General features: G+C 71.2%; 23 protein-coding genes and 1 riboswitch. Of the genes, 9 read left to right on the top strand and 14 right to left on the bottom strand.

The window, feature by feature from the left end:
- Positions 1-71 precede the first annotated feature (71 nt).
- Complete coding sequence (locus ABZ845_RS02535) at positions 72-1,121, bottom strand: DUF2330 domain-containing protein (RefSeq protein WP_360972452.1); 1,050 nt, start codon at positions 1,119-1,121, stop codon at positions 72-74.
- 544 nt (positions 1,122-1,665) lie between these two features.
- On the opposite strand from ABZ845_RS02535, the gene ABZ845_RS02530 reads away from it, so the two are divergent.
- Positions 1,666-3,741: a bifunctional glycosyltransferase 87/phosphatase PAP2 family protein gene (locus tag ABZ845_RS02530; RefSeq protein WP_360972070.1), complete on the top strand. Its 2,076-nt coding sequence runs from the start codon at positions 1,666-1,668 to the stop codon at positions 3,739-3,741.
- Here ABZ845_RS02530 and ABZ845_RS02525 read toward each other — a convergent pair.
- On the bottom strand, positions 3,698-5,248 hold the full coding sequence (locus tag ABZ845_RS02525; protein ID WP_360972450.1) for a hypothetical protein: 1,551 nt from the start codon (positions 5,246-5,248) through the stop codon (positions 3,698-3,700). The genes ABZ845_RS02530 and ABZ845_RS02525 overlap by 44 nt on opposite strands.
- Positions 5,249-5,540: 292 nt before the next feature.
- Complete coding sequence (locus ABZ845_RS02520) at positions 5,541-6,776, bottom strand: cytochrome P450 (protein ID WP_360972068.1); 1,236 nt, start codon at positions 6,774-6,776, stop codon at positions 5,541-5,543.
- A gap of 383 nt (positions 6,777-7,159) precedes the next feature.
- Here ABZ845_RS02520 and ABZ845_RS02515 point away from each other — a divergent pair, with 383 nt between their 5' ends.
- Together ABZ845_RS02515 and ABZ845_RS02510 are read left to right on the top strand one after the other, a co-directional pair.
- Complete coding sequence (locus ABZ845_RS02515; RefSeq protein WP_360972066.1) at positions 7,160-8,551, top strand: HEAT repeat domain-containing protein; 1,392 nt, start codon at positions 7,160-7,162, stop codon at positions 8,549-8,551.
- Positions 8,552-8,747: 196 nt separating this feature from the next.
- The gene (locus ABZ845_RS02510) at positions 8,748-9,917 is read left to right on the top strand and encodes a steroid 3-ketoacyl-CoA thiolase (RefSeq protein WP_360972064.1); all 1,170 of its coding nucleotides are present in this window, start codon (positions 8,748-8,750) and stop codon (positions 9,915-9,917) included.
- Here the strand turns inward: ABZ845_RS02510 and ABZ845_RS02505 are convergent.
- Both ABZ845_RS02505 and ABZ845_RS02500 read right to left on the bottom strand, forming a co-directional pair.
- Positions 9,901-10,107: a DUF397 domain-containing protein gene (locus tag ABZ845_RS02505; RefSeq protein WP_360972062.1), complete on the bottom strand. Its 207-nt coding sequence runs from the start codon at positions 10,105-10,107 to the stop codon at positions 9,901-9,903. The two genes, ABZ845_RS02510 and ABZ845_RS02505, sit on opposite strands and share 17 nt — an antisense overlap.
- Positions 10,067-10,915 (bottom strand): helix-turn-helix transcriptional regulator, encoded by an 849-nt coding sequence (locus tag ABZ845_RS02500; RefSeq protein ID WP_360972060.1) that lies wholly within the window; start codon positions 10,913-10,915, stop codon positions 10,067-10,069. The genes ABZ845_RS02505 and ABZ845_RS02500 overlap by 41 nt, the downstream gene beginning before the upstream one ends.
- 95 nt (positions 10,916-11,010) lie before the next feature.
- Between ABZ845_RS02500 and ABZ845_RS02495 the strand changes: the two genes are divergently transcribed.
- On the top strand, positions 11,011-11,445 hold the full coding sequence (locus ABZ845_RS02495; RefSeq protein WP_360972058.1) for an ATP-binding protein: 435 nt from the start codon (positions 11,011-11,013) through the stop codon (positions 11,443-11,445).
- Between the two features lie 6 nt (positions 11,446-11,451).
- Here the strand turns inward: ABZ845_RS02495 and ABZ845_RS02490 are convergent, their stop codons facing one another.
- The 3 genes from ABZ845_RS02490 to ABZ845_RS02480 form a co-directional block, all read right to left on the bottom strand.
- A complete protein-coding gene (locus tag ABZ845_RS02490; protein WP_360972056.1) occupies positions 11,452-12,816 on the bottom strand; it encodes a right-handed parallel beta-helix repeat-containing protein in 1,365 nt (454 codons plus the stop codon).
- Between the two features lie 129 nt (positions 12,817-12,945).
- Complete coding sequence (locus tag ABZ845_RS02485; protein WP_360972054.1) at positions 12,946-13,644, bottom strand: YoaK family protein; 699 nt, start codon at positions 13,642-13,644, stop codon at positions 12,946-12,948.
- A gap of 126 nt (positions 13,645-13,770) precedes the next feature.
- Positions 13,771-14,187 (bottom strand): transglycosylase SLT domain-containing protein, encoded by a 417-nt coding sequence (locus ABZ845_RS02480; RefSeq protein ID WP_360972052.1) that lies wholly within the window; start codon positions 14,185-14,187, stop codon positions 13,771-13,773.
- A gap of 387 nt (positions 14,188-14,574) precedes the next feature.
- On the opposite strand from ABZ845_RS02480, the gene ABZ845_RS02475 reads away from it, so the two are divergent.
- Together ABZ845_RS02475 and ABZ845_RS02470 are read left to right on the top strand one after the other, a co-directional pair.
- Positions 14,575-14,814 (top strand): hypothetical protein, encoded by a 240-nt coding sequence (locus tag ABZ845_RS02475; RefSeq protein WP_360972050.1) that lies wholly within the window; start codon positions 14,575-14,577, stop codon positions 14,812-14,814.
- Entirely contained in the window at positions 14,811-16,250 is a 1,440-nt protein-coding gene (locus tag ABZ845_RS02470) for a hypothetical protein (protein WP_360972048.1), read from the top strand. Before ABZ845_RS02475 ends, ABZ845_RS02470 begins: the two co-directional genes overlap by 4 nt.
- Positions 16,251-16,319: 69 nt before the next feature.
- Here the strand turns inward: ABZ845_RS02470 and ABZ845_RS02465 are convergent, their stop codons facing one another.
- From ABZ845_RS02465 to ABZ845_RS02445, 5 genes are read right to left on the bottom strand one after another with little or no spacing between them, the layout of a single operon-like run.
- Positions 16,320-17,135, bottom strand: coding sequence for an ECF transporter S component (locus tag ABZ845_RS02465; protein ID WP_360972046.1), 816 nt, complete (start codon positions 17,133-17,135; stop codon positions 16,320-16,322).
- The gene (locus ABZ845_RS02460; protein WP_360972044.1) at positions 17,132-18,805 is read right to left on the bottom strand and encodes an ATP-binding cassette domain-containing protein; all 1,674 of its coding nucleotides are present in this window, start codon (positions 18,803-18,805) and stop codon (positions 17,132-17,134) included. Before ABZ845_RS02460 ends, ABZ845_RS02465 begins: the two co-directional genes overlap by 4 nt.
- The gene (locus ABZ845_RS02455) at positions 18,802-19,890 is read right to left on the bottom strand and encodes a CbiQ family ECF transporter T component (RefSeq protein ID WP_360972042.1); all 1,089 of its coding nucleotides are present in this window, start codon (positions 19,888-19,890) and stop codon (positions 18,802-18,804) included. Before ABZ845_RS02455 ends, ABZ845_RS02460 begins: the two co-directional genes overlap by 4 nt.
- A 2-nt stretch (positions 19,891-19,892) precedes the next feature.
- Positions 19,893-20,552, bottom strand: a complete 660-nt coding sequence (locus ABZ845_RS02450) for an SCO2322 family protein (RefSeq protein ID WP_360972040.1) — start codon at positions 20,550-20,552, stop codon at positions 19,893-19,895.
- The gene (locus ABZ845_RS02445) at positions 20,549-21,784 is read right to left on the bottom strand and encodes a prenyltransferase/squalene oxidase repeat-containing protein (protein WP_360972038.1); all 1,236 of its coding nucleotides are present in this window, start codon (positions 21,782-21,784) and stop codon (positions 20,549-20,551) included. Before ABZ845_RS02445 ends, ABZ845_RS02450 begins: the two co-directional genes overlap by 4 nt.
- Positions 21,785-21,916: 132 nt before the next feature.
- Positions 21,917-21,987: riboswitch (cobalamin riboswitch) on the bottom strand.
- Positions 21,988-22,341: 354 nt separating this feature from the next.
- Here ABZ845_RS02445 and ABZ845_RS02440 point away from each other — a divergent pair.
- Entirely contained in the window at positions 22,342-23,718 is a 1,377-nt protein-coding gene (locus ABZ845_RS02440; protein WP_360972036.1) for a hypothetical protein, read from the top strand.
- Between the two features lie 90 nt (positions 23,719-23,808).
- On the opposite strand, the gene ABZ845_RS02435 is transcribed toward ABZ845_RS02440, so the two are convergent.
- Positions 23,809-24,837, bottom strand: a complete 1,029-nt coding sequence (locus ABZ845_RS02435; RefSeq protein WP_360972448.1) for an MBL fold metallo-hydrolase — start codon at positions 24,835-24,837, stop codon at positions 23,809-23,811.
- Positions 24,838-25,064: 227 nt separating this feature from the next.
- Between ABZ845_RS02435 and ABZ845_RS02430 the strand changes: the two genes are divergently transcribed.
- Together ABZ845_RS02430 and ABZ845_RS02425 are read left to right on the top strand one after the other, a co-directional pair.
- Complete coding sequence (locus ABZ845_RS02430) at positions 25,065-26,525, top strand: aldehyde dehydrogenase (protein ID WP_360972034.1); 1,461 nt, start codon at positions 25,065-25,067, stop codon at positions 26,523-26,525.
- 3 nt (positions 26,526-26,528) lie between these two features.
- Positions 26,529-26,762, top strand: a complete 234-nt coding sequence (locus ABZ845_RS02425; RefSeq protein WP_360972032.1) for a ferredoxin — start codon at positions 26,529-26,531, stop codon at positions 26,760-26,762.
- The last annotated feature ends 65 nt before the right edge of the window (positions 26,763-26,827 follow it).

Below are 26,827 nucleotides of genomic sequence, written 5' to 3'. Positions count from 1 at the left end.
GCCGGACCGGCCCTGCACCCTGGCCCGGTTGGCGGATCGGCTCACCTGGGTGCTCCTCGGCACCCCCGGCGTCACCGGCGGAGCGGGGGCGGAATCTGCACCGGTGGCGGGGGTATGACCACGCGTCGCCTGCGGTGTCGTAGCACGACGGCCACGGTCGCGAAGGTCAGGGCCAGGGCGGCCGGCAGGGTCAGCAGCCATGCCGGGATGCCGCCCACCGTGAGCAGGGAGTCCACGTAGACGACCTGGTGGTACGGGGTGTCCGCCGCCGTCCGCGCCATTTCGTGGTCACCGGAGATCCGTGACGGCTGCGGAAACTGCTGGTCGAACGCGGTCAGGAAGTCCGTACCGCCCGCTGTGAGCGACGCCAGTGCGCCGGGGGCGTCCCTGACCCGGTCCGCGTAGAGGATCTGCGGCAGTTGGCCGCCGATCGTGGAACGCGGCTCCATGCGGTGCGCGGCGAAGACGTAGAGGCTGAGCGACTGCGGGGTGCTCGCCAGGCGGGACAGCCGCATCGGGTAGACGAGCCGGTCGCTGGCGAACGTCAGGTGCAGAGGGTCGAGGGTCCCGGCGAGCGTGGTGCCGGAGCCCTGGCCCGGGGCGAGCCGGATCGCCACGTACTCCCAGCCCTCGTCGACGTACGGCCGCAGCGCCTGGCTGAGGCGCGGCGGGAGGGCGAAGCCGTTGTCCCGCAGCCATGTGCCGAGCGCGTTCGCGTCGGTGGCCGTCAGCCGTGCCACGTCGAAGGGGCCGAGGCGCTGACGGCCCACGACGCTCACCGGGGGCGCCGCGGCTCCCTCCTGGTTCGAAGCCGAACCGCTTTCGCCGGCGAAGGGCCAGTCGTGGCCGCGTGGCCAGAAATAGTGGCGGGTGCGGATCCGAGGGGCCGTCGCGGTGTCGAGTTCGTCGAAGAGGGCGGAGTCGCCGAGCCGTACGGTCGCGCGGTGCGGGACCGGCATGATCCAGGCGGCCTTGTGCGCGTCGCCCGCCACCGTCAGGCGCATGACGATGTCTTCCTGCTTGCCGTCCCAGCGGACCGCGGAGACCTCCCGGCTCACCGTCACATGCTGCCGCCCGTCGGGCACCATCGCGCCGCAGCCGCATGCGTACGCCGGTGCCATCAGCGAGCCCAGTTGCAGGGCCAGCAGTGCCAGGACGATGGCCACCACGCGCGCCCGCGCGTGATGTGAGCGGGTCGTACGACGCCGTAGGCGGCGCATGAGCCCCATGCGGCCCATACGCCCCGTGCGTCCCAGACCTGGACTTGTCTCCATCCCCCGTGATCCTCCCCGTCGCGCCTGTGGCCGGATCGTCACGTGGCCGGACGCCCCCTGATCAGATCGCCATGTGACTAGATCACAGACGGCGCGACGGGGAGAACGGTTCCGGGGTCAGTGCCCCGTGCTCCCGACGGCGGGCCACGACCCCGGCAGCGGCCGACCCGCCGACTCCGCGGCTCGTCCAGGGGCGACGCGCGGGTGGCGATCCGTCGTCCACCGTCCCGTCTGTGATCCTTCTCGCGCCCCGGCGGTGGAACCGGAGGGGGTGAGCATTATCGTCTTCCGGACAAAAGGTGGGCGGCTCTCAGGTGAAGCGAGGGTTGCCCGCGTCTCACGAACTGGGGCGCCGCAGACGGGACGAGCGGGGCGGGAGGGCCGACAGCGCGTGGCGAACGTGGAGCACGGCGGGCAGATGGCGGGTGCCCTGGGGGCTGCGGGAGCCGCCGCCCAGCAGGCGCGAGCACGGCTCAAGGCGGCCCGCGTCGGCCTCTGGGCGATCGCCGCGGTCCTGGCGGTGCGCCAGGTCACCGCGGTCCTGAACACTCCGCGCACCGAACGACTGACCGTCCTTGAAACCTGGGTCGGCCCGAACGGCGTCCTGCACGTCAACGGCTCGCTGTACGACTCCACACGGTTCACCGGCACCCCCTTCGCCGGGCTCGTCCTCAAGCCGCTCACCCGCGCGGCGCAGCAGTATCTCGGCTGGGGCTGGACCTTCGGCTCGCTCCTGCTCGTCGTCGCGCTCGGCCTGGTCGCCGCCCGCGCCCTGCCCAAGCCGGTCAGCTGGCGCAGCTCCCTGCTCGCCGCGCCCGTCGCGATCAGCCTGCTGATGCTGTCGCTGCCCGTGCGCAACGCCCTCTACCTCGGCCAGACCAGCATCATCCCGGTCCTTCTCGTTCTGCTCGGCTGCTTCACCGTGCGCGGGGAACGCGCCGGCGGGCTGCTGATCGGCGTGGGCGCCGCGCTCCAGCCGACCGTCCTGCTGTTCGCACCCCTGCTGTGGTTCACCGGCCGCCGCCGCGCCGCCGTCGGGGCCGCGGGAACGTTCGCCGTCGCCACCGTGCTCGCCTGGGCGGCGATGCCGCACGACTCGTACACCTACTGGGTTCACCACCTGGCCGGTACCGGCCTCGGCGGCAAGGCGTACGACCACGCCAACCAGTCCCTGCACGGAGCCCTTCTCCGGCTGGGCCTCAACGGGCCTCTGGAGATCGGCCTGTTCTTCCTCCTGGGCGCTGCCGTCGCCGTTCTCGGGCTGAGCCGCGCCATCCGGTACGCGCGCGACGGGCAGTTGCTGCTCGCCGTCGCGGTCACCGGCTGCGTCGCCGTCGCCGTCTCACCCACCAGCTGGCAGCACCAGCTGCTGTGGGTGCTGCTCGCGGTGGTCGGCCGCGTCGGCCGACGGGCCTCCGGCCGCCATGTGTGGCCGGTCGCCGTCGTCCTGGTGATGACGCTGCCCGCGAAGATGATGGTCCCGAACGGCTACGCGCTCGAAGCGATGCGCGACAACCTGGTGCTGCTCGCGGCGCTCGCCGCCGCCACCTTCGTGCCGTTCCTGTCCCGCACCTCCCCCTACTACCGGGCGCCCATCCCGACCCAGTACGCGCAGCCCGTTCCCGCCCGCTTCCGGCACATCCCCCTCGTGCCGTTCCTGCGCCGCGTCCTCACCCGCCCCAACCTGCTCCTCGAACTGCTCCTGATCCGCGTCACCTACGCTGCCTACTCCCAGGTCAGGCTGGCCGCCACCGGAGACAACGCGGCGGCGGGCCGGGCCACCGCCGAGCATCACGGCGACCAGATCCTCGCCATCGAGCGTGCCCTGCACATCGACATCGAGCACGGGGTCAACCACGCCGTCGTCCAGGTCGGCTGGCTGCGGGAGTTCTTCGGCTTCTACTACGAGTCGTTCCACTTCGTCGTCCCGCTGACCATCCTCGCCGTGCTCTACTGGCGCCGCCCCGCCGACTACCGCTGGGCGCGCGCGACGCTCGGCTTCGCCACGTTCACCGGGCTGCTGGGCTTCTGGCTCTACCCCCTGGCCCCGCCCCGGCTGATGCCGCACCTGGGGATCATCGACACCGTGCACGGCGTGCAGGACTTCTCCAAACCGGACTACGGCGCCCTGACCGCGCTCACCAACCAGTACGCGGCGATGCCCTCACTGCACTTCGGCTGGTCCCTGTGGTGCGGTCTGGTCATCGTGATCCTCGCGCCCAAGTGGTGGATGAAGGCACTGGGTCTGCTGCACCCGCTCTTCACGGTTTCGGCGATCATCGCGACCGGCAACCACTGGGTGCTTGACGCGGTCGGCGGAGCGGCCGTCGTCGGCGTGGGCTTCGGGCTGGCCTACCTGCTCCAGGGGCCCCGGGGAGTCGCCCTTCCCGTCGAGGCCGGGCCTGTGGAAGCCGCCGCCGAGGTCAGCAGCGTGCCGGACGCGCCGAGGCAACGTACTCCGAGCTGATCCGGTACGTGCCCGGCGCGGTGACCGTCAGCCGCGTGAACTCGCCGTCCTGGCTCAGGCAGCCGCGCCCGGCGTGCAGCCACGGCGAGTAGGCGATGCGTACGGTCACGGAGCCGGCCCGCGGCATCCGCACGTCCATCGCGGCGCTCGACGTCCGCAGCACGCTGCCGGGCGCCGACACCAGCGGCACCGCGCCGCGCACCCGGTACACCCTCCAGTGCGCGTCCTGCCACACAGGCTCAAGCCAGGAGGGACGGTGGTCGCGCACCAGCCGCGCCTCCTCCTCCGCGTACCCGTCGGGCTTGCCGAGCGGCAGGGCGACGAGACCCACCCCCCAGCGGTCGAGCCAGCGGCGGTAGGTGTCCGCGGAGAACGTGCCGTCGTAGAAGAGGCGGTCGCGCACCATGTCGAGCTGGCGGTTCCAGCCGCGGGCCAGGTTCATACGGGGGGCGAGCGCGGTCGCCTCCCGGTGATTGCGGGCCGGGACCACCTCGACGCGCGTGCGGTCGGAGCCCAGCCCTTCGAGGGCCCGGGTCACCCCGGCGGTGTCCGCGGCCCAGGCGGGGACCACGGTGGAGACCTCCAGATCGTCGGCGGTCTTACGGCCCACCCACACCATGGAGAAGACCAGCGCGGCGACCAGCAGGGCGCGGCGCAGCGCGTGCAGCCGGGGTGCGGTGAGCAGGACCGCGAGCAGAGCGGCGGGCGCGAACAGCTCCGCGAGCCGCTCGACGTTCGTCCCGACGGGGGAGGGGATGAGGTACGCGAGCACGGTCCCCGCCGCGTACACGGCCCCGCTCCACCGCGCGACCCGCCAGCCGCGCGGGGCCAGCACCGTCACGGCCAGCCCCAGCACCACCGGCTGCCATATCCGGTCCGCGGGCATCAACTGCTCACCGGAGAAGGGGAACAGCAGCGTGGTGGCGCCGACCACCACGGACGGCGGCACCAGCAGCACCAGGGCCCGGGCCCAGTCCCGTACGAACAGGAAACCGGCCCCCACCACGGCGAGGAACAGCCCGGCCACCGGGCTCGCAGCCGTCGCGAGCACCGCGCAGAGGGCCGCCCAGGCAGGCCGCCGCTGCCCCGCCAGCAGCACACAGGCGCCGAGCCCGAACGCGACACCCAGGGCGAATGTCGTACGGCCGGACGCGACATCGCACCACAACGCCGACGACGCGAGCAGCGCCGGGGCGAGCGGCCTCCTGACCCCGGACCGCACGAAGAGCACGGCCGCCAGCCAGGAGGAAGCGATCCCTGACACCACGGTGACCGTGCGCACGCCGAGTGCCGCCATCAGATACGGCGAGATGAGGCTGTAGTTGGCGGTGTGCATCCCGCCGTACCAGAACAGGTTGTACGCCGACCCGCCGTCCCCGGCCGCGAACCGCGCCCACGCCTGCTGCGCCGCGAGATCCCCGCCGCCGGTGGCCAGGAACAGCCACCACACCGCGTACGGCGGCAGCGTGGGAAGCGTGGCGAGGAGCGGGACCCGGTGGCGGCGCAGGAACGCCCGCGGGCGGCGGGCGCGGGCGTTCGGGGTGTCCGTGTCCTGCGACGGTACGAGGGCGAGCTGCTGGGCGGGGACCACGGGTGCGGGTTTCCGTTCGACGTCTTCGGGGTGTCGGGACGATGGTGCCCCGGTGAAGACGCGGTGGGGAAGGCGGGCGTTGCCTGCCGTGGCGGCCTCAGTTGGTGAGTTCCTCTGGACTCGGAGGGAGGCAGGGGCGGGGCGTAGGGGGATCGCCCCTGCCTCCCACGGGGCGGGTCGGCGGGGCCGGGAGGCCGCCGACCCGGGTCTACTCCGCGCTGACCCGGAGCTCCTTCACGCCGTTGATCCAGGCCGAGCGCAGGCGACGTGGGGCGTCGAGCAGGCGGAGGTTCGGCATGACATCGGCTACCGCGCGGAAGATGAGGTCGATCTCCAGGACGGCCAATGACTTGCCGAGGCAGAAGTGCGGGCCGCCGCCTCCGAAGCCGAGGTGCGGGTTGGGGTCGCGGGTGATGTCGAAGTCGTCGGGGCGGTCGAAGACCTCGGGGTCGTGATTGGCGGAGGAGTAGAAGAGGCCGACCCGGTCGCCCTTCCGGATCTGCTTGCCGCCGAGTTCCGTGTCCTGGGTGGCCGTGCGCTGGAAGGCGACCACGGGGGTGGCCCAGCGGACGATCTCCTCGGCGGTGGTGGCCGGGTGCTCCCGCTTGTAGAGGTCCCACTGCTCGGGGTGGGTCAGGAACGCGTGCATGCCGTGCGTGATGGCGTTGCGGGTCGTCTCGTTGCCGGCCACGGACAGCATCAGCACGAAGAACCCGAACTCGTCGTAGGTGAGGTTTCCTTGGTCCTCCGCCGCCACCAGTGTGCTGACGATGTCCTGGGCCGGGCACCGCTTGCGTTCGGCGGCCATGTTCATGGAGTAGGCGATGATCTCGGCGGCCGACTGGGCGCCGACCTCCTCGGTGATCGCGTACTCGGGATCGTCGTACGCGATCATCTTGTTGGACCAGTCGAAGATCTTGATCCGGTCCTCCTGCGGCACACCGATCAGCTCGGCGATGGCCTGGAGGGGCAGTTCGCAGGCGACCTGGGTGACGAAGTCGAACGCGCCCCGCTGGGCGAGGGCGCCCTGGACTATGGCTTCGGCGCGGGCGCGCAGGCGGTCCTCCAGGGAGCGGATCGCGCGCGGGGTGAAGCCCCGCTGGACGATCTGGCGGACCCGCGTGTGCTCGGGCGGGTCCATGTTCAGCATGATCAGCCGCTGTGCGTCGATCGTGGCGCGTTCCATGCGGTCGTGGAACCGGATGATCGCGGTGTTGAGGTTCGAGGAGAAGATCTCCGGGTGCGTGGAGACGTACTTGACGTCGGCGTGCCGGGTGACGGCCCAGTACCCCTCGTCCTGGAACCCGGCCACATTGCCCGCCTGGGGTATCCAGCACACCGGTTCCACCCGGCGCAGGGCGGCGAACTCGGGGAACGGCACGCGGTGGTGCAGCACATCGGGGTCGGTGAAGTCGAACCCGTCGGGCAGCTCGGGACAGTGCATCGGGGGCGCCTCCCACCGTTCTGCTTCTGACGACCCATCAGAAATGAGGGATTGCGGTGAAGGTAGTAACGGGTTCTACAAGTCGCAAGAGGTACGACGCCCCCAATCGGCCCGAGCCTGCGGCCGTCCCGCTCAGCCGAGCGTCAGGTGCACGGGATCGGTCTCCTGGTCCGGCCTGCGCGAAGCAGGTGAGCGCTCCCCGGCTCGGTCGGCTGTAGCTCGGGCTCCGTCAACTGCTCCCGGATGAACGGCAGGTAGCTGTCCGGAAGTGCGCGCAGGGGTATATCCCTGGGTGTGGTGTCAGCCCCCGTGAGATCGTTGGTGAAGCGGTCGGCTCGGCCTAAGAGGCGTCGGCCCTGTCCGACGGATCACCAGGGGGAACGATGGCCGCGCCGCAGTATGACCTCGACGATCTCGACGACCGGCTCGTGTCAGCCGTCAGTACCAAGGACCCGGACGCGGTACGGGAATGCCTGGGTGACGGCGCCGATCCGAACACCTCGGGCCCCGACGGCCTTCCGCTGCTCTGCGCCGCCGTCGCCGGATTCGACCACGAGACCGCCGGCGCCCTGACGGAGGCGGGCGCCGACTTCGGCGCCGAGCTGCCGGACGGCACGACACCGCTCCTGCGGGCCGTCGACCTCGGCTCCCCGGCGCTGGTAGGCGCCATGCTCGGCAGGGACTCGCGGCTGCGGATCGCCGAGGCCGACCAGCAGCGGCTGCTCGACCTCGCCCGGCACTGGTACGAGACGGGAGAGGCCGAGGAGCTGCGCCGCCGCACGGGGGCGTCGGGCCCGGTCACCCGGCGCCTGACCGCGGACGACGAGTACACGGACGTCGAGGAGGTCAGCCTCGGAGGGCTCACCGTCCGGGCGGGCCACGGCTCCGTCCTCACCTTGCTGGAGCGGGAGTTCGGCGTCCAGGCGCCGGTGGCGGAACTGGTGGCACGCGCCGTCCCTTACGCGGAGCCGGACGAGATGCACGTCAACTGGTCCGACGCCCGCGGTGCCCTCGCCCTCCGCCGGAGTCCTCAGGACTGGTCCGCGCTGACGGCCCTGCGTCACCACCCCGATCCCGTCCACCGCCGGTTCCTCGCCAGCGTCCTGTGGTCCCGGAACTCTCTGGCGGGCATCCAGGACCGCCAGGACACCGGGCAGGAGGTCGAGTTCCTGGCGATGTGGGCGCGCGACGAACCGGACGCCCAGGTGCTCGCCAGGGTCCTGGTCGCCTACACCTGCGACGACCATGAGGACCAGGAAGCCATCGGGCTCCGGTACGCCGACCACCCGGACCCGCTCGTGCGCCGTGAGGTGCCGTACTGCCTGATCCCGTGGCAGACCCCGCCGAGCGAGGCTGCCACCGCCGCCCTCCTCGCCCTGGCGCGCGACCCCGACTCCGGGGTCCGGTTGAACATGGCGCAGCTCTTCGCCCAGCCGCGCGACCTCACCCCGTCGATCCGGGAGGCCCTGCTCGCCCTGGTCCGGGACCCCGACCCCGACGTCCGGGGCCGTGCCGCCGGATCCCTCGCCTGCTCCCACGACCGGACGGCCGACGTCACGGAGGCCTTCGTCGCCCTGCTGGACGAGGAGGACCAGATCCTGCGTCTGGAGGGCGCCTTCGGCCTCGCGGTCCGCGACGACCCGCGCACCGATCACGCCTACGAACGCGTCGGTCCGCTCGGCCCGGGGTTCGAACATGATCACCGCGTGTCCGCCCACTGGCACTACCGGCGCCGCAACCGGCCGACCGGAGCCGGCGGTCCCCTCGACGTGTGACCCGGAGGGCTCAGGCCTGTGCGCTCGCGGCCCCCGAGAGCCCGTACGCGGCTACTTGGGCCTGCAAGACCCTTGCCAGCCCGGACACGGTGTCCGCAGACTGCAACACAGAACTAGAACGCGTACTAGTTCAGCGTGGCGGGTGGGCCGGGACGCCCGCGCCGCGCGGGTTGACCGAGGAGAGGACACACCCCCCATGGCCGCGGAACCCGTGATAGTCGAAGCCGTACGCACCCCCATCGGCAAGCGCGGTGGCGCGCTCGCCAACCTCCATCCCGCCTACCTCCTGGGCGAGACCTACCGCGAACTCCTCGGCCGCACCGGCATCCACGCCGACTGCGTCGAGCAGATCGTCGGCGGCACGGTGACCCACGCCGGCGAGCAGTCCATGAACCCCGCGCGCACCGCCTGGCTCACCATGGGCCTGCCCTACGAGACCGCCGCGACGACCGTCGACTGCCAGTGCGGCTCCTCGCAGCAGGCCTCGCACATGGTGGCCAACATGATCTCGGCGGGCGTCATCGACGTGGGGATCAGCTGCGGCGTCGAGGCCATGTCGCGGGTGCCGCTCGGCTCCGGGTCCAAGCACGGCCCCGGCAAGCCCTTCCCCGACGAGTGGAACGTGGACCTGCCGAACCAGTTCGAGGCGGCCGAGCGCATCGCCCGCCACCGGAGCCTGACCCGGGAGAACGTCGACTCCCTCGGCCTCATCTCGCAGGAGCGGGCGGCGGTCGCCTGGTCCGAGGAGCGGTTCAAGCGCGAGACGTTCTCCGTGCAGGTCCCCACCACGGACGAGGAGCAGCGCGCCGGGCAGGGCATGTGGCGGCTGGTCGACCGGGACGAGGGGCTGCGCGACACGTCGATGGACGCGCTGGCCTCGCTCAAGCCCATCATGCCCACGGCCGTGCACACCGCCGGGAACTCCTCGCAGATCTCCGACGGCGCGGCGGCCATCATGTGGGCGTCCAAGCGGATGGCGCGGGCGCTGAAACTGCGGCCCCGGGCGCGGATCGTGGCACAGGCGCTGGTCGGCGCCGACCCGCACTTCCACCTCGACGGGCCCATCGACGCGACCAAGGCCGTCCTAGGGAAGGCCGGGATGTCGCTCAAGGACATCGACCTCGTGGAGATCAACGAGGCTTTCGCGTCGGTGGTGTTGAGCTGGGCGCAGGTCTTCGGTCAGGACCTGGAGAAGGTCAACGTCAACGGCGGTGCGATCGCGCTCGGGCACCCCGTCGGGGCGACGGGTGCCCGGCTCATCACGACGGCTCTGCATGAACTGGAACGCAGGGACAAGGAGTTCGCCTTGATCACGATGTGCGCGGGCGGCGGACTGGCCACCGGCACGATCATCCAGCGGCTGTAGCGGCCCAGTTCACGAACGCGCCGAAGGAAGAGGGCGCGAGGGTCAGCATCGGCCCGGCGGGGACCTTGGAGTCGCGGACGGCTACGGCGGCGTAGGGGGTTTCGGCGATCTCTACGCAGGAGCCACCCGTGTCGCCGCTGTAGCTGGACTTACGCCACTGGATACCCGTCGGCATCGTGCTGTTGTCCACTGAGTGTCTCCATTACGTGCCGGATGAGCTCCGCCGATTTTCCGATGGAGAGTGCGGCGGCTTGGAGGTGATCGTAGCGCAGCGAACAGTCCTTGACCGTGGATGAATTGGCGGTTGTATTACCGTTGTTGTAGCTCTCCGTGTGGACGACATCGGGGTCCTCGGCGAAGCGGAAGAGGTCGAACGAGCCCATCAGCCCCGCATGCACTCCGGCGGAGAAGGGCAGCACCTGGATATTGACCCGCGAGTTGTGCTCGAAGGACAACAGGTGAGCAAGTTGCTGCCGCATCGTCTCCGGGTTGCCGATGACTTGGCGCAGGGCGGCTTCACCGAGCACCGCCCAGAAGACTGGTGGCTCGCCCTTCTCGAAGATGCGCTGACGCGCCAGTCGTGCGGCGGTGCGGTTGTCGAGGTTGCTCTGGTTCAGCACGCCGAGCACGGCACGCGCGTACGCCGGGGTCTGCAACAGTCCATGCACGAGGTGAGGGTGGAAGATGCAGACCTCCGTGGCGAGCCCCTCCAACTTGGCAGTCTGTTGGAACCACGCCGGGAGCTGACTCCGCAACACCAGCACGAGGAGCCGTGCCAGCGATCCGCCCGTTCCGAACGCCGCGTCCGCTCGTTGGCTGAACTCCAGCGTCGGCAACTTCCGGGCCGTCTCGATCTGGCCGATCAGGGAGCCGGTGTAGTTGAGGATGTCGCCCAGCTGCTTCTGTGTCAGGCCCGCTTCTTCTCTGTAGCGGCGTAGCTCGGACCCGTAGTAGTCGAGTGGCGAGGCGCCCGGGTCGAGGACGTTGATGTGCGTCACGCACGACTCCTCCCGTGCAGCCGACCTGACCCACCGCGGAACAGGTTGTATTGAGCCTGTAGCCGAGCGTAGCCACTGGACGTCAGTCTCGTACCGTGAACGAATTCTTTCCCTCGGCCCTTTTGGCCCCGCTGTCCCCCCACTACCGCATGCGGCTCGTCGTCGGTGAGCACTCGGCGCGGCACATCCGCCGTGTCGTCCGCTCGCTCCTGGACGAGTGGGGGATGGAGGAGCTGACGGACGCGGCGGAGCTCGGCGTCACCGAGCTGATCGCCAACGTCGTACGCCATGTCATGGACCGGCGGTGCACCGTACTGCTGTTGCGGCAGAAGACCGGCCTCCGGGTGGAGGTCTCGGACGGTTCCCTCGGGCTTCCCGTGGTGCGGCTCGATCAGCCCGAGGACGCGGAGGGCGGGCGGGGGCTGTTCCTGCTGGACGCGGTCGTGGACAAGTGGGGGGTGGATCTCGCGCCGGGCGGCAAGATCGTGTGGTTCGAGTGTCTGACCGGCCGTTCGGCCGAGGCCGTCTGAGGCTTCTCAGTTGACGCAGCCGGTGACGATGACGGGGGAGAGGAGGCAGTTGGTGGGGATGTTGCCGGTGAAGGTGTTGGTGCCGCTCAGAGTGAACTGGACGTTGGTCCAGATCCCGCCGGGGGCGGGGGCGAGGGGAGCGGTGTTGTTGTTGACCGTGCTGTCGGTCAGGGAGACGGGCGTGGTGTCGTTGTACATACCGGCGGCGAAGGAGCCGGTGCCTGTCACCTTGTTGCGGTCGATGTGCGAGTTGCTGATGTCGAGCGCGGTGGCGGTCCGGCTGAAGATGCCACCGCCGACTGAGTACCGCCCCGAGGCGAGGTTTCCGGTGACGTTGACGTGGTCCAGGGTCAAGGTGCCGGAGTTCTGAAAGATGCCGGCGCCCGTTCCTTGCGGGGTGATGAGCTTGTTGTCGGTGATGTCCGTGTCGATGACCGTGGTGGTGCCTTCGGAATCGAGGCCGCCGGCGAACCCCTTGGAACTGGACGCGGCGGTGTTGCCGGAGATCGTGGACCCGGTGATCTGCAAGGTACTCGCGCTACCGCTGAAGATGCCTCCCGCGAAGGCGACGTGAGGCGTCTCGTTGTCCACGATCCGGGTGCCGCTGATCGTCGTGTTGCCGGCGTCGAGGTCGATACCGCCGCTGAACTCTCTGCCGACGTTGTTCTTGACGACGCTGTCGGTGATGCTGAGTGTCTGCGCGCCGGGGTCGGTGTTGATGCCGCCGCCACCCAGCCCCCGGTTGCCGTCCACGGTGACCCGCAGCAGTGTGACGTCGCCCTCGGCGTCGACCCCGCCGCCCTCGCTCCCGCTGGAGTTGTCGTTGACCCGCCCGTCCGTGAGGCCGGCGCTGCCACCGTTGTCGACGCTGATGCCGCCGCCGTGTCTGGTGGTCCGGTTGCCCTGCACGGTGACCGTGTCGGTGGTCAGGGCGCCACCGCTCTGGACGAGGATGCCGCCACCGTCAGTGGTGGTGGAGCCGCCGACCACGGCGAGGTTGTCCAGGTGCAGCCCGCCTCCGCCCGCGACGTTGAAGATGCGGAAGTTCGGGGATCCCGGGGCGCGTTCGATGGTGGCGTTGTTGCCGTGGACGATGACGTTGGACGCGGTGATGGGAGGCAGGCCGTTCTCGGAGCCCTGGTCCACGGTGAGCGAGTACAGGCAGTAGCTCGTCAGGTTCAGCACGTTGTCGCCGCCGCTGTTGGCAGTGATGATCGCGTTGATGAGATCGGTGGTGTCACAGGCCACGGTCGCCGCGTATGCCGCGGGAGCCGCCGGGAACACCACCGCGGTCATCGCCGCCGCGGCACACACGGACCCTGCTCGGAATCGCCGGACCTGGGCGCGGTCCTTCTTCTGATGCCTCGTCACAAAGGCATCCATACCATCGGCCCGGCCCCGCGGGGTGCTTGGCCGGGAATTCCACCCGCTCGGGCGAGGAGGCATCACCTGGAAGGCGGCAACTCGCTCGCGAAGCAACCCGGGTGATGTCGCAATGCCTCACTCCTCGCCCGAGACCGTCACGGCCAGGACCGCCGTCGTGAACGACGCGGCCAGCAGGGCGGCGGGCAGGCCCACGTGAAGCATCAGCCAGCCGCCGAGCAGGGCGCCCGCGAGAAGTGAGAGCGCGGAGGAGGCGCGGCGCAGGGAGCGACCGCCCGTGCCGCTTCCGGCGCGTGAGTCGGCGGCGAGTTTGGTGAGCGTGGTGGTGAGGACGGTCGTCGTGGACAGGTCGGTCACCTTCAGCATGCGTACCGTCGCGTTGCGCATGCCCATCGCGAATGCCGTGAGCACGATCACGGCGTACACCGTGCCGGTGCCGCCCGGTGCGACGTGGGCGACCGCCGCCGCGATGCCCACCAGCACGGTCTCCACCGCGAAGGCGTTCCGCGCCAGGGCGCGCCGTGACCGCTTGCTGAAGTGCCTCTCCGCGCGCCCGCCCGCCACGGCTCCGACCAGGAACGCTCCCAGGGACGTCGCCGAGTGGGACGTGGAGAAGCCGGGCGCTCCGGCGGCGGCGAAGCCGAGCACCACCACGTTGCCCGTCATGTTCGCCGTGAAGACGTGCCCGAGGCCGAGATAGCTCGCCGCGTCGATGAGTCCGCTGACCACGGTGATCAGCAGGAGCGCCGGTACCAGGCGCAGCCCGCGCGCCCCGGGACCGCGGTCGCCCTGCGCGTCGGTCGTCTCCGTCGTCATGGCGGTCAAGTGGACCATGGGGAACTCCGGGGCGGGTCCGGAAACGCCGAAGGCGGCGACTCCCTCGTGGGGAGTCGCCGCCCTGCGCAGTCGCGTGGGTCAGGCGTGTCGGCCGGACCGGTCGGCTCAGTACCAGTGGTGGGTGGACCAGAAGTTCCACGCGGCGACGGGGCTGCCGTAGCGGGAGTTCATGTAGTTCAGGCCCCACTTGATCTGGGTGGCCGGGTTCGTCTTCCAGTCGGCGCCGGCGGAAGCCATCTTCGAGCCGGGCAGCGCCTGGACCAGGCCGTAGGCACCGGAGGAGGCGTTGGTGGCGTGCATGTTCCAGCCGCTCTCATGGGAGACGATCTTGTTGAACGCGTCGTACTGCGCGGCGTCCGGGATCATCTGGTGCGCGATCGCCTGGGCGTTGGTCGCCGAGTTGGGGGTGGCGGCCATGGCGGTACCCGAGCTGAGGGCCACGCCGGTCGTGGCGGCGACCACGGCGGCGGTGACGAGGGCCTTCTTCGGGGAAGCGATGCGGCGGATGAAGGAGACGGACACGTAGGACTCTTTCGTCGGGGACAAGGACGTCGTCGGCACACCGGATCCACGGGACACGTGGTCCGTGGGAGAGGTCTGCGATGGTGCCTCGGCCCCTGTGGGCTTCGTCGGCACCCGGCGACGTCCACAAGAGAAGCAGGACGGAGGGAATGTCCGCAATGCCCCCATTTTGCTAAGCGTGCTCGTAGGTGTCGCGGCCGCCCGGGGTCCGGGCCCTGCCCGCCGGGGGGCGGGCCTACGACGCCCCCTCGTAAGTGACACGGGTCATATGGGGGTCGTCACGGCTTGTGTCACCGAGGGTCGATCGTCCGGGTGCGGAGAGGTGACGAAATGGGGCGAAAGGTGTGACCCGGGCCGAGGGGTGGTGTGTCGGATCGCGTGGTTGGCGTGGGTTCCGGACAGCATGTGCTGATCTTTCAGGCAGGCGAGAGCGGGGCGATGGGCTGGACGAAGGCCGGTGCGGGGGGTGGTGACGCCGACCTGGACGCCACGGTGTCGCCCGGCAACTCCTCCGGCGTCGGCAACGACAACGTCTCGGTGCCGCCCACATCGACCGACTGTCTGCGCAGCTCATGGCTGTCCTCACCTGCGTCGACCGAACGTCGAGAACGAGGAGTACGACGATGAACCGGCGAAACGTGCACATCGGGTCGGCCGCGGCCGCGGGGGTGCTGCTGGCGGGGCTGGCGACGGCCCCCGCGCACGCGGTGACGGCTGTGGGATGCTCGACGGCTGCCCTGGTCGGCGCGATCAACGCCTCCAACGGGATCCCGGGCGGCGACACGCTGGACCTGACGCCGTACTGCGTCTACACCCTGACCGATGGCGACGGCTCCCTCCCCTCCATCACCCAGCCCCTGACGATCCACGGCCACAACGCCACGATCCGCCGCGATCCCGCCGCCACTCTCGCCTTCCGGATCTTCACGGTCAGCGCCAACTCGATCAGCGGCCCCGACACGCTGACGATGGACACCCTGACGGTGATGAACGGCAACGACCCCACCGGCGGTGGCGGGGTGCTCCTCCCCGACGACGACGTGCATCTGGTCACCACGAACGTGAACTTCCAGGGCAACTCGGCCGGGAGCGGGGACGGCGGCGCGATTCTCGCCTCCGCCGCCACCGGGGCCTCGATCTCCCTCAAGGGCGGCACGGTCAGCGACAACAGCTCCATCACCGGTCTGGGCGGCGGTGTCATGGCCAACAACGACGCCGACGTGACCCTGGACTCGGTCACCATGACACGCAACCGCTCCAGCTCGGGCGGAGCAGTCCGGACGGAGAACAGCAGCGGCGCGCTGATCATCAAAGACTGCATCATCACCAACAACACCGTGAACCCCGCCTTCGCCGGCGGTGGAGGCGGAGTCAATCACCAGGGTGTCGCCGGTTCCTCGGTCACCATCACCGGCAGCACGATCACGAACAACCATGTGCAGAACGGCGGCACGGGTGGGGGCGGCGTCCGGTTCAGGGAGGACGACGCCGGCACCGTCCTCACCATCACCGACTCCACCATCAGCGGCAATTCCATCGTGGGGTTCAACGGGGACACCGACTCCAAACAGGGCGCAGGCATTCACCAGAGCGGTGGAATCCTCACCGTGAGCAACACGCGCGTGGCCGGCAACCGGATCGTCGGTCAGAACGGACAGGGCGCGGGGATCGCGGTGAACGGCTTCGACTCGGCGGGCACGCTGATCCTCCAGAACGGCACCACCGTCACCGGCAACCTGGCCTCCGGTCAGTACTCCCAGGGCGGTGGCGTCTTCAGTGACAACGACGAAACCAGCGCGACCCTGTTGGTGAGCGGCTCCCAGATCGACGGCAACAAGGTCACCGGCACCGGTTCCGTCGCGGGCGGGCTCTACAACACCAACGCCTTCGTGTCGCTCGCCAACTCCAGCGTCGACAACAACATCGCCCCGGCGGCGCCCGCGCCCGGCGGCGTCTCCACGGTCCTCGTGCCGATCTCCAGCGTCTCCGGGACCACGATCACCGGGAACACCCCGACCAACTGCCTGCGCAGCCCCATGCCCGTCGCCACCTGTTCCAACTGAACCCACCGCGACCGGCGGCGCGGACAGCGGTTCCCCGTCATCGCCACCGGGTGTCCGCGTTGAGGCCGGCTACGGCTGGGGTTCGAAGTCGACGGGGCTCTCGAAGGCCGCGCGGCGGGTCGCCCGGCGCAGGGCCCTGAGGACTGCCGGGCCCAGGACGGCCGTCAGAAGAAGGGTGACGACGGCTCGGCCCAGGTCCCAGCCCAGTGAGGTGGCCAGGCAGAAGGCGAGGAAGCGGGTGAGGTTGGTGGCCAGGTGGGCGTGCGGATCGAAGGCGATGCCCGAGGCGAGCGCGCCCATGTAGGGCCAGCCGACCAGGTTCATCACCGTGCCGTACGCGAACGACGCCAGGAAGCCGTACACCGCGAGCATCGCCACCTCCCACCGGCCTCGGGGGCCGTTCCGGCCCGGGAGAAGTCCTGCCCCGAGCGTGAACCAGCCCATGGCCAGCATCTGGAACGGCATCCACGGGCCCACCCCGCCCGTCAGCAGCGCCGACGCGAACATCGTCACGTTGCCGAGGACGAAGCCGAAGCCCGGCCCGAGTACCCGTCCGCTCAGCACCATCAGGAAGAACATCGGCTCGATCCCGGCGGTCCCGGCTCCGACGGGGCGCAGAGCGGCGCCGGTCGCGGCCAGGACGCCCAGCATGGCCACCGCCTTCGGGCCCAGCCCCGATTCGGAGATCGTCGCCGCGACGACGGCCACGAGGAGGATCAGCAGGCCGGTGAAGAGCCAGGGGGCGTCCTGCGTGTGCGCGCCCAGCGCCGAGTCCGGGTCGGCGAACAGGGGCCAGGCGAAGCCCACGACGCCGACCGCGCTGACCAGGAGCAGGGCGGCTGTGGAGCGGGTACCCAGGCGTACGGGGCGGGCTTGGGGGGTCATCGCGACAGTGCCTCCCGGACCTGGGACACCGTGAGCCACTCCTGCGGGGCCAGGATCTTCGTCACCTGCGGTGCGAAGGACGGGGAGGCCACGACCACCTCGGCGGCGGGACCGTCGGCGACCACCTCGCCCTCGGCGAGGATCACCACGCGGTGGGCGAGTTCGGCGGCCAGTTCCACATCGTGGGTGGCCAGCACGATGGCGTGCCCCTCGGCGGCCAGCTCGCGCAGGATGGTGACCAGGCGGGCCTTCGCCGCGTAGTCGAGGCCGCGCGTCGGCTCGTCCAGGAGCAGCAGGCCGGGGCGTGCCGTGAGTACGACGGCGAGGGCGAGCGCCAGCCGCTGGCCCTCCGACAGATCCCTCGGGTGAGTGTCGTCCGCGACGTCCGGCAGCAGCTCGGAGACGAGGGCGCGGCACCTTCCGGGTGCGGCGCCCGCGTCCTGGTCCGCCGCCGCGCACTCGGCGGCCACCGTGTCGGCGTACAGCAGGTCGCGCGGCTCCTGGGGGACCAGGCCCACACGGCGCACCAGTTCCCGGGGAGCCGTCCGGTGCGGGACCGCGCCGCCCACCCGGGCGCTGCCGTGCGCGGGTTCGACGAGTCCGACGAGCGCGGACAGGAGCGTGGACTTTCCGGCGCCGTTGCGGCCCATGAGGGCCACCGTCTCACCGGGAGTCACCGTGAAGTCCACATGGCGCAGGGCTTGGACGTGGCCGTGGTGGACGGCGAGGGAGGTGACGGCGGCGGCTGCGCCGGTCGAGGGCGCCTCAGCGGTACGGCGGCGCAGCAGACGGCGTGAGGCCGGGGGCGTCTCAGGGGCCGGGGCGTCCGTGGGCACACGGGGCGCGGGCACGCGGTCGGCGAGCCGTTCACGCAGATCTCCCGAGCGGCGGCGGGCGTCGCGGACCGTCAGCGGCAGCGGGGACCAGTCCGCCAGCCGGCCCAGGTCCACCACAGGCGGATACACGGGGGACACCGCCATCACCTCCGCCGGGGTGCCCAGGACCGGCGCGGCCCCGCGACCCGGGATCAGGGCGACCTGGTCGGCGTACTGCACGACCCGCTCCAGCCGGTGCTCGGCCATCAGGACCGTCGTCCCGAGGTCGTGCACCAGGCGCTGGAGCACCGCGAGGACCTCCTCGGCCGCCGCCGGGTCGAGCGCGGACGTGGGCTCGTCGAGGACCAGCACCTTCGGGTGCGGGGTGAGCACCGAGCCGATCGCGACCCGCTGCCGCTGCCCGCCGGAGAGGGTGGCGATGGGGCGGTTGCGCAGGTCGGCGAGGCCGAGCAGGTCCAGGGTCTCCTCCACCCTGCGCCGCATCACGTCCGGGGCGAGGCCCAACGACTCCATGCCGTAGGCGAGTTCGTCCTCCACCGTGTCCGTCACGAAGTGCGCGAGCGGATCCTGGCCCACCGTGCCAACCACGTCCGCGAGTTCGCGCGGCTTGTGCGTACGGGTGTCGCGTCCCGCGACCGTGACCCGGCCGCGCAGCACACCGCCGGTGAAGTGCGGGACCAGTCCGCTGACCGCGCCGAGCACCGTCGACTTGCCGGCCCCGGACGGGCCGACGAGGAGCACCAGTTCGCCTTCCGGGACCGTGAAGTCGATGTTCCGCACGGCTGGTTCGGTGGCGCCGTCGTAGGTCACGGAGACGTTCTCGAAGCGGATCACGAGGGTTCCTCAGATGCGGGCGCAGGGGCGATGAACGCGGGGAGCAGGCCGAGCAGGACCGCCGCGGCGGGCAGCAGGGGCAGCGTCGGGGCCGTCAGGGGTACGACTCCGGGGTGCAGGGCGGCCGGGTCCCGGGCGGCGGCGAGGGCCAGCAGCGCCGCCGTCGCGATCCCGGAACCGGCGGTGACCCAGGCCCGCAAGCCCCACACGTCCGGACGGTAGCGCGTACGCGGCGAGCGCCTGCCGCCGAGCCGCAGCCCCGCGAGGGCGGCGGCCAGGCCCGCGAGCAGGACGGGCAGACCGTAGGTGCCCCCTTCCGCCGTCAGCAGTCCGTACGTTCCCGCGCACACGCCGAGCAGACCGCCCAGCGTGAGCGCGGCGGTCGTACGGCGGACGGCGGGCGGTACGTCGGCGGTCCGGCCGAAGCCACGGGCGTCCATCGAGGCGGCGAGGGCGACCGAGCGTTCCAGCGCGCCCTCCAGGACGGGCAGACCGACCTGGAGCAGACCGGAAAGCCCCCGGTCGGGCCGCCCGCGCAGCCGGCGCGCGGCGCGCAGCCGTCGTACGTCGGCGACCAGATGCGGCGCGAAGGTGAGCGCGACGACGACCGCGACACCCACCTCGTACAGGGCGCCCGGGAGCGACTTGAGCAACCGCACCGGATTTGCCAGGGCGTTCGCGGCGCCGACGCAGATCAGCAGCGTGGCCAGCTTCAGACCGTCGTACAGGGCGAAGAGGAGGGCCTCGGCGGAGATCCGGCCGCCGATGCGGATGCCCTGCGCCCAGTGCGGCAGGGGCACCTCGGGGAGGGTGAGAAGCGTGTGGGTGCCGGGGATCGGCGAGCCGAGGGCCACGGCGAAGAAGAGCCGGATGACGAGGACGGCGAGCCCGAGCCTGACGAACGCCGCATAGGAGCGGGACCAGGGGGCCGAGGTGCGGCGCGCCGCGACGACGTACGCGGACACGGCGACGAGGAGCGCCAGCACCAGGGGGTTGGTGGTGCGGGTGGCCGCGACGGCAAGCCCCAGGGCCCACAGCCACCAGGCGGCGGGGGGCAGGGCGGCGCCGCGGGGGACCCTTGCCATGGTCAGCCCTTGCGGCGGCGGGCCTGCCAGACCGCTGCCGCCCCGAGCACGGCCACCGCGCCGACGCCCGCGTAGACGCCGACGGACGGGCCGTGGCCGGTCGTGTGCGCGGCTGTCGCCGTGGGTGCGGCCGAAGGCTCCTTGGACGTCTTCCCGGCGACCTGTTCCCCGCAGCCCTTCTCCGGATAGCCCGCTATCGCGCACAGCAGCGCGTTCATGTCGTAGCGCAGCGGCTTCGCCACCGCGGCCAGGGCGTCCGCCGTCGTCGCGTCCTCGGGGACGCGGGCGCAGGCCGTGCGGGGGGCGGGCGGGGTCTCGCCGGAGGGCGCGTCCGCCGCCGTACCGAAGTCCAGGACCAGAGCGAGGCGCTTCTCGCCGCCCCGCGCGGGCGTCCTGGCGCAGACGGCGGCGAAGTCGGCGGTGCCGCGCGGCTTCGTGGCGTCCTGGGAGTCCACGCTGACGGCGAACCGGAAGCCCTGCACATCCCCGTCGTCCGGGCGGGCCGTCGAGGGGCCCTCGGTGGCGTACGTCCAGTGGCCGCCGTCACGTTCCCAGAAGGACCAGTAGCGGTAGCCGGTGGCCTGCGCCGGGCCCCCGCCCAGGAGCACCAGCAGGGCCGGTGCCAGGAGCAGGACGAGGGCGGTCAGGGCACGGCGGATCACGGGGTGCGCTTCCGGCGGGCGGAGATCAGGAAGCCGATGCCGACACCGGCGACGAGGCCGACGCCGACGATCCACCACAGGGCGGTCGTGGAACTCGAGCCGGACTTCTCGCTCTTCGCGCTCTTCCCGGTCTCGCTGTGCTCGGCGGCCCCTGGGGCGGGACCCGTCGCGTTCAGCGCGGTGACCAGGTCCGTGCCGCCGAAGTGGTGCAGGTCGGCGCCCATCGCGTGCGCGGCCAGGACGAGAGCGGCGTACGCGCTCGGTCCGGACCCCTTGGCCCAGGCCGCGGAGTTCTTCTCGAGCCACGCGTAGGGCTTCTGCGCGGCCTGCATGTCGCCCTGCGCGGCGAGCGACACCACCGTGTCGACGGTGTTGCCGTAGTCGGGCTGGGGCTTGGCGCCGGGCATCGCCGACGTCAGGTGGCCGGTCTTGGCCGTGGCGTTCGCCAGGTAGGCGGCGCCGTTGCGTGCGATCTCCTGGGGCGTGAGCGCCTTGCCGGAGGCGGCGGCGCAGGCGCCGCCCTGCTCCGGCGCCTTGCCGGCCGTCACCACGGCCCCCTTGCCGAGGGCCCCCAGCACTCCGGCCGCCGTCGCGTCCGCGTTGGGCGCCGTCTTGCCGCTCTTGTCGGGCTGGTAGGCGAGCGCGCCGCCGTCCTTGTCGCAGGGCAGCGAGTACTTCGCCAGCAGGTCGTACGGCGACGCGCCGCCCTTGACGGTCGTCGCGGGGTTCTCGCCGACGGCGGCGAGCGCGCCGATCACGACGCCCGTCGAGTTGGTGTCGCTGGGCGTGCCCGGGGCGAATCCCCAGCCGCCGTCCTTGTTCTGGGCGGACTTCAGCCAGGCGACGGCCTTGCCGGTGGCGGAGTCGTGGCCGCCGAGCGCCGCGAGGGCCTGGACGGCGATGCCCGTGCTGTTGGTGTCCACCATGACCTTGGCGTCGCACGCCTTGGAGGCGTCCGCGCGGAACGCGGGGAATGCCCCGCTCGCGCACTGCTGAACCGTGAGCCAGTTCACGGCGCTCGCGGCGGGCCGCTCACCGACGGTGTGCTGCGCGAGGAGGGCCACCGACTGGCGCCAGACACCGTCATAGGTGGGGTCGGCGGTGCCGTACAGGCCGTCGGGTATCGCCACGGAGGGCGACGCGGACGGCGCGGGGCCGGCGACGGCGGGTGCGGCTGCGCCGAACACGGTGAAGGCGGCGGCCAGCGCCACAGCGCTGCGGCGGACATTCATGATCGGCGGATGCCTCTCCCTGCGGGGGAGCCGGGCAGCGCGGGGACACCGGGCGGCTCGGCTCCGTAGACCTCGACGGTGCCGTGTACCGGCAGGCTTGCCGGTACGCGTGAGCCGGTCACGTACCGCGCGGGGCATTCCGGCTCACCGCCCTGGGGCAGCTCACGGTTGCGGGTCAGCGCCGGGTTCGCACCGGCTTCCCCCCGTACGGGTGTGATGACGACCGGGCCACTCTACCGGCAGGTAAGAAGGGCTTCCGAGGGCGTGGGTCACGCCGGCCCTGGGCCGTCGGTCTGGATCACGCCGGATCAGGGGGCGGGGTGTGGTGAAGGGGGCATCTCCCAGCGGTGGCCGGGGGAGCGCCGCAAGGCGGAGGACGGCGTCATGGCGGAGGCGTGTGATGGCGGAGCCGTACCCGGCAAGCGCGGCCGATCGTATGGCTACCGATATCCATGACGGCATGTCAGCTTTGGTGCCTTTATGTCCTGTTTAGTTTGGGTGCTGCCGTTCCGCATCGGCGGACCGGGTGAGCGCGATGAGTCAGCGGAGGACAGCGCATGGGCCGACGAACTGTGGGGCTCGGAGTGGCGGCCGGAGTGCTGCTCGCGGGAGCGGTGGCGGTTCCCGCGCACGCGAATACGCCCGTGGGCTGCTCGGACCTGGCGTTGATCCAGGCGATCAACGACTCCAACAGCGGCGCGAACGATCACATTCTGGACCTGACGTCGTACTGCGTGTACACGCTGACCGACGCCGACGGCACCCTGCCGGTGATCACGCAGGCGCTGACGATCCACGGCCACAACGCCACCATCCGCCGCGACCCCAACGCCGGCACCGACTTCCGGATCTTCGAGGTCGGCGGCACTTCACTGACCATGGACACCCTCACCGTCATGAACGGCCACGACAGTTTCGGCGGCGGGGTGCTCCTGAACACCAACGGAGGATCCCTCACCGGCACCGACGTCAACTTCCAGGGCAACACGGCCAATGGCTTCGGCGGCGCGATCGAGGTCGGCGCGAGCACGACCCTCTCCCTCACCCGCGGAACCATCACCGACAACCGCTCCGCGAGCGGAGGCGGCGGCATCGACAACACGGGCGCAACCGCGATCACGCTGGACTCGGTCACCATGTCCCGCAACCTCGCTACGGAGGGCCACGGCGCCGCCCTGTATCTCGACACCAGCCAGCCCTCCACCATCACCAACAGCACCATCAGCAACAACACCGCGCTCACGGGCGGCGGAGGGCTCTTCATCACCGACAACACCCCGCTGACCGTGACGGGCAGCAGGATCATCAGCAACCGGGTCGCCAACAGCAACGAGGGCGGAGGCGGGATCGACAACGGTTCCGGCGTCGTCACCATCATGGACTCCACCATCAGCGGCAACACCGTCACAACGAACACGGGCACCAGCGATGACGCCAGGAGAGGCGGCGGCATCAAACACGTGGACGGCCAGCTCACCCTGGACCACACCACGGTCGCGAACAACAGGGTCATCGGCGAGAGCTCCGGCGGCGGCGGCATCGCCGCGGTCCCTCTGATCGGCCCGTCGACGCTTACCCTGCAGAACAACACCACCGTGACCGGCAACCTCGTCTCCGGCCGCTACGCCCAGGGCGGCGGCCTCCACACCGACAACACGTCCGCTGCCGTGACCGTGTTCGTGAACGGCTCCCACATCGACGCCAACAAGGTCACCGGTACCGGCTCCGCCCCCGCAGGCATCTACAACAACGGCGGCACCTGGGCCGTGCTCACCAACTCCACCGTGAACAACAACACCGCACCGATCGCCCCGGCGCCCGGCGGCATCTACACCACCGTAGCCATCACCAACACCAGCGGTTCCGCCTTCACCGGCAACACCCCCACCAACTGCCTCCTCAGCCCCGCACCCGTCACCGGCTGCGTCGGCTGAGGAGGCACCCGAGCCCCGCATCCCACGCCGACCGGTCCCTGCGCGGTGCGATCCGCCGCGCAGGCCGGGGCGCGGCGGGACGCGGCGGGGTCACGCCGCCACGTACGCCACCGGGTCCGAGCCCGGCACCGGCTCCGCGCGGCCCAGTTTCACCAGGCGGCGCAGATGGGCCTCCGCCTCCGAGACCGCTATGTGGCGGGAGCCGTAGGGGATCTGTTCCCAGGGGCGGTTCCACTCCATGCGCGTCGCGAGCTGCCAGGGGGTCAGCGGTGTGCTGAGGAGGGTGAGGAGGCCGGTCAGCCGCTCCTCGTGGTGCGCCAGAAGCTCCCGTACGCGGGAGGGCGCGTCCGTGAACGTGTGCTGGTGGGCCGGGAGCACCTCCGCGACGCCGAGGCGGCCGACGCGCTCCAGGGAGTCGAGGTAGTCGCCGAGCGGGTCGGTCACGGTGGTGTCGTCCGGGTCCTCGTACAGGCCGATGTGCGGGGTGATCTCGGGCAGCAGATGGTCCCCGGAGAACAGGCGGCCATGGCCGGGGAGTTCGGCGGGGTGTTCCTCCTCCAGATGCAGGCACACATGGCCGGGGGTGTGGCCCGGGGTCCAGATCGCGCGCAGCCGGCGGCCCGGGAGGTCGAGGAGTTCGCCCGGGACGATCTCGCGGTCGGGGAGCGCGGGGGAGAAGCCGCGCGCGCCGCTCCGGACGCGCGCGGCGCGCAGCGGGGCGACATGCTCCTCGGGGGCTCCGGCCGCCGCCAGCTTGGCGGCCATGTAGGCGAACCAGCGCTCGGGACGGTTCTCGCGGGTGCGCCGTACGACCGCGCTGTCCGCCGCGTGCATCGCGACCCACGCCCCGGACGCCTCCCGGACCTTGCCGGACAGGCCGTGGTGGTCGGGGTGGTGGTGGGTGACGACCACACCGAGGATCCCGGCGGGCGAGGTGCCGCACTCCGCCAGGCCCTCGGCGAGGGTGTCCCAGGAGCCGGGGTCGTCCCAGCCCGTGTCCACCAGCACCGGGCCCCGGTCGGTGTCCACGACGTAGACCAGCGTGTGGCCGAGGGGGTTGTCAGGGATCGGGACCCTGATCGACCGTACGCCCCCGCCGTGATCCGCCGTCCGAGCCATGGGTTCCACGGGTTCCATGGATTCCACGTTTCCCCAATCGCCGCCCTCGCCCTGCGGCCCACTATGAACTAGAACAAGTTATGACGGTAGCCCCGGTCACCTTCCAGCCCGCGTTCCAGCCCGCGTTCCGGCGTATGCCCCGACCGTGGACTCCGTCGGCCGGAACTGGTATCTGTTCATCGATATCTGATGAACCGTCAGAGATCTCCCTGGGGAGGCAGTCGGTCATGACCGGACTCGTGGAACACGGACAGCTGTACATCGGCGGGGAGTTGACCGACCCCCTGGGCCGGGACGTCATCGAGGTCGTCTCACCGCACACGGAGGAGGTCATCGGACGGGTCCCGCACGCCTCGCGGGAGGACGTCGACCGGGCCGTGGCCGCCGCGCGCCGCGCCTTCGACGAGGGGCCCTGGCCGAGGATGACGCCGGACGAGCGGATCGCGGTCGTCACCCGGATCAAGGACGCGATCGCCGTACGCCACGAAGAGCTCGCCCGGGTGATCTCCTCCGAGAACGGCTCCCCCTACTCCTGGAGCGTCCTCGCCCAGGCGCTCGGCGCGATGATGGTGTGGGACGCGGCGATCACGGTCGCGCGGAACTTCACCTATGAGGAACGGCGGGACGGCGTCCTCGGCAAGATCCTCGTACGACGCGAACCGGTCGGCGTCGTGGCGGCCGTCGTCCCGTGGAACGTGCCGCAGTTCGTGGCCGCCGCCAAACTCGCGCCCGCCCTGCTGACGGGCTGCACCGTCGTACTCAAGCCGTCGCCCGAGTCGCCGCTGGACGCGTATCTCCTCGGCGAGATCGCGCGCGAGGCCGGGCTGCCCGAGGGGGTGCTGTCGATCCTGCCCGCCGACCGCGAGGTGAGCGAGTACCTCGTGGGGCACCCCGGCATCGACAAGGTGTCCTTCACCGGCTCGGTCGCGGCGGGCAGGCGCGTCATGGAGGTCGCGTCCCGCAACCTCACGCGCGTGACGCTGGAGCTGGGCGGCAAGTCGGCGGCCGTGGTGCTGCCGGACGCGGACGTCGCCACGACCGTCGCGGGGGTCGTCCCGGCGGCCTGGATGAACAACGGCCAGGCGTGCGTCGCCCAGACCCGCATCCTGCTGCCGCGCTCGCGCTACGACGAGTTCGCCGAGGCCTTCGCCGCCGCGGCGAGCGCCCTCGTGGTCGGCGACCCGCTGGACCCGGCGACCCAGGTCGGGCCGCTGGTGGCCCGGCGCCAGCAGCAGCGCAGCCTCGACTACATCCGCATCGGCCAGGAGGAGGGCGCGAAGATCCTCACCGGAGGCGGGCGCCCGCGGGGCCTGGACCGCGGCTGGTACGTGGAGCCCACGCTCTTCGGCGACGTCGACAACTCCATGCGGATCGCCCGCGAGGAGATCTTCGGACCGGTCATCTGCCTGCTCCCGTACGGCGAGGAGAGCGAGGCCGTGAAGATCGCGAACGACTCCGACTACGGGCTCAGCGGCAGCGTCTGGACGGCCGACGCCGAGCGCGGAATCGAGGTGGCCCGGCGGGTGCGCACCGGCACGTACTCCGTGAACACCTTCAGCCTCGACATGCTGGGCCCCTTCGGCGGCTACAAGAACTCCGGCCTCGGGCGGGAGTTCGGGCCCGAGGGGTACGGGGAGTTCCTGGAGCACAAGATGATCCACCTGCCGGCCGGGTACGAGGAGGCGTAGCGCATGGGCGACCGCTGGCACATCGAGGTCGACCGCTCGGTCTGCATCGGCTCCGCGCAGTGCGTCCACCGCGCCGAGGACGCCTTCCGCCTCGACTCCGCACGCCAGTCCCACCCCGTCGAGCCGGACACGGACGCGGCCGAGCAGGTCCTCGAGGCGGCGGAGAACTGCCCGGTCGAGGCAATCCTGATCACGCTGGCGCACAGCGGGGAGGCGGTGTTCCCGCCGGAGGACTGAGTGGTCGGCTCCGGAAGTCCTCCGGACGCCGGGCAGGGTTCGCGGGGTCGTCCGTGTGGCTGGTG

This window comes from Streptomyces sp. NPDC047022 (assembly GCF_040644155.1).
Classification (GTDB): Bacteria; Actinomycetota; Actinomycetes; order Streptomycetales; family Streptomycetaceae; genus Streptomyces.
The sequence above is the reverse complement of the archived record's forward strand: the minus strand, read 5'-3'. Positions and strand labels throughout refer to the sequence as shown.

What these genes read in the sequence shown, in the direction of transcription:
- ABZ845_RS02515 (WP_360972066.1), top strand. Translation starts at nt 7,160, where the DNA reads ATGGCCGCGCCGCAGTATGACCTCGACGATCTCGACGACCGGCTCGTG.
- ABZ845_RS02510 (WP_360972064.1), top strand. Translation starts at nt 8,748, where the DNA reads ATGGCCGCGGAACCCGTGATAGTCGAAGCCGTACGCACCCCCATCGGC.
- ABZ845_RS02520 (WP_360972068.1), bottom strand. Translation starts at nt 6,776, where the DNA reads ATGCACTGTCCCGAGCTGCCCGACGGGTTCGACTTCACCGACCCCGAT.
- ABZ845_RS02465 (WP_360972046.1), bottom strand. Translation starts at nt 17,135, where the DNA reads ATGACCCCCCAAGCCCGCCCCGTACGCCTGGGTACCCGCTCCACAGCC.
- ABZ845_RS02485 (WP_360972054.1), bottom strand. Translation starts at nt 13,644, where the DNA reads ATGACGACGGAGACGACCGACGCGCAGGGCGACCGCGGTCCCGGGGCG.
- ABZ845_RS02470 (WP_360972048.1), top strand. Translation starts at nt 14,811, where the DNA reads ATGAACCGGCGAAACGTGCACATCGGGTCGGCCGCGGCCGCGGGGGTG.
- ABZ845_RS02440 (WP_360972036.1), top strand. Translation starts at nt 22,342, where the DNA reads ATGGGCCGACGAACTGTGGGGCTCGGAGTGGCGGCCGGAGTGCTGCTC.
- ABZ845_RS02430 (WP_360972034.1), top strand. Translation starts at nt 25,065, where the DNA reads ATGACCGGACTCGTGGAACACGGACAGCTGTACATCGGCGGGGAGTTG.
- ABZ845_RS02455 (WP_360972042.1), bottom strand. Translation starts at nt 19,890, where the DNA reads ATGGCAAGGGTCCCCCGCGGCGCCGCCCTGCCCCCCGCCGCCTGGTGG.
- ABZ845_RS02425 (WP_360972032.1), top strand. Translation starts at nt 26,529, where the DNA reads ATGGGCGACCGCTGGCACATCGAGGTCGACCGCTCGGTCTGCATCGGC.
- ABZ845_RS02445 (WP_360972038.1), bottom strand. Translation starts at nt 21,784, where the DNA reads ATGAATGTCCGCCGCAGCGCTGTGGCGCTGGCCGCCGCCTTCACCGTG.
- ABZ845_RS02435 (WP_360972448.1), bottom strand. Translation starts at nt 24,837, where the DNA reads ATGGCTCGGACGGCGGATCACGGCGGGGGCGTACGGTCGATCAGGGTC.
- ABZ845_RS02535 (WP_360972452.1), bottom strand. Translation starts at nt 1,121, where the DNA reads ATGGCACCGGCGTACGCATGCGGCTGCGGCGCGATGGTGCCCGACGGG.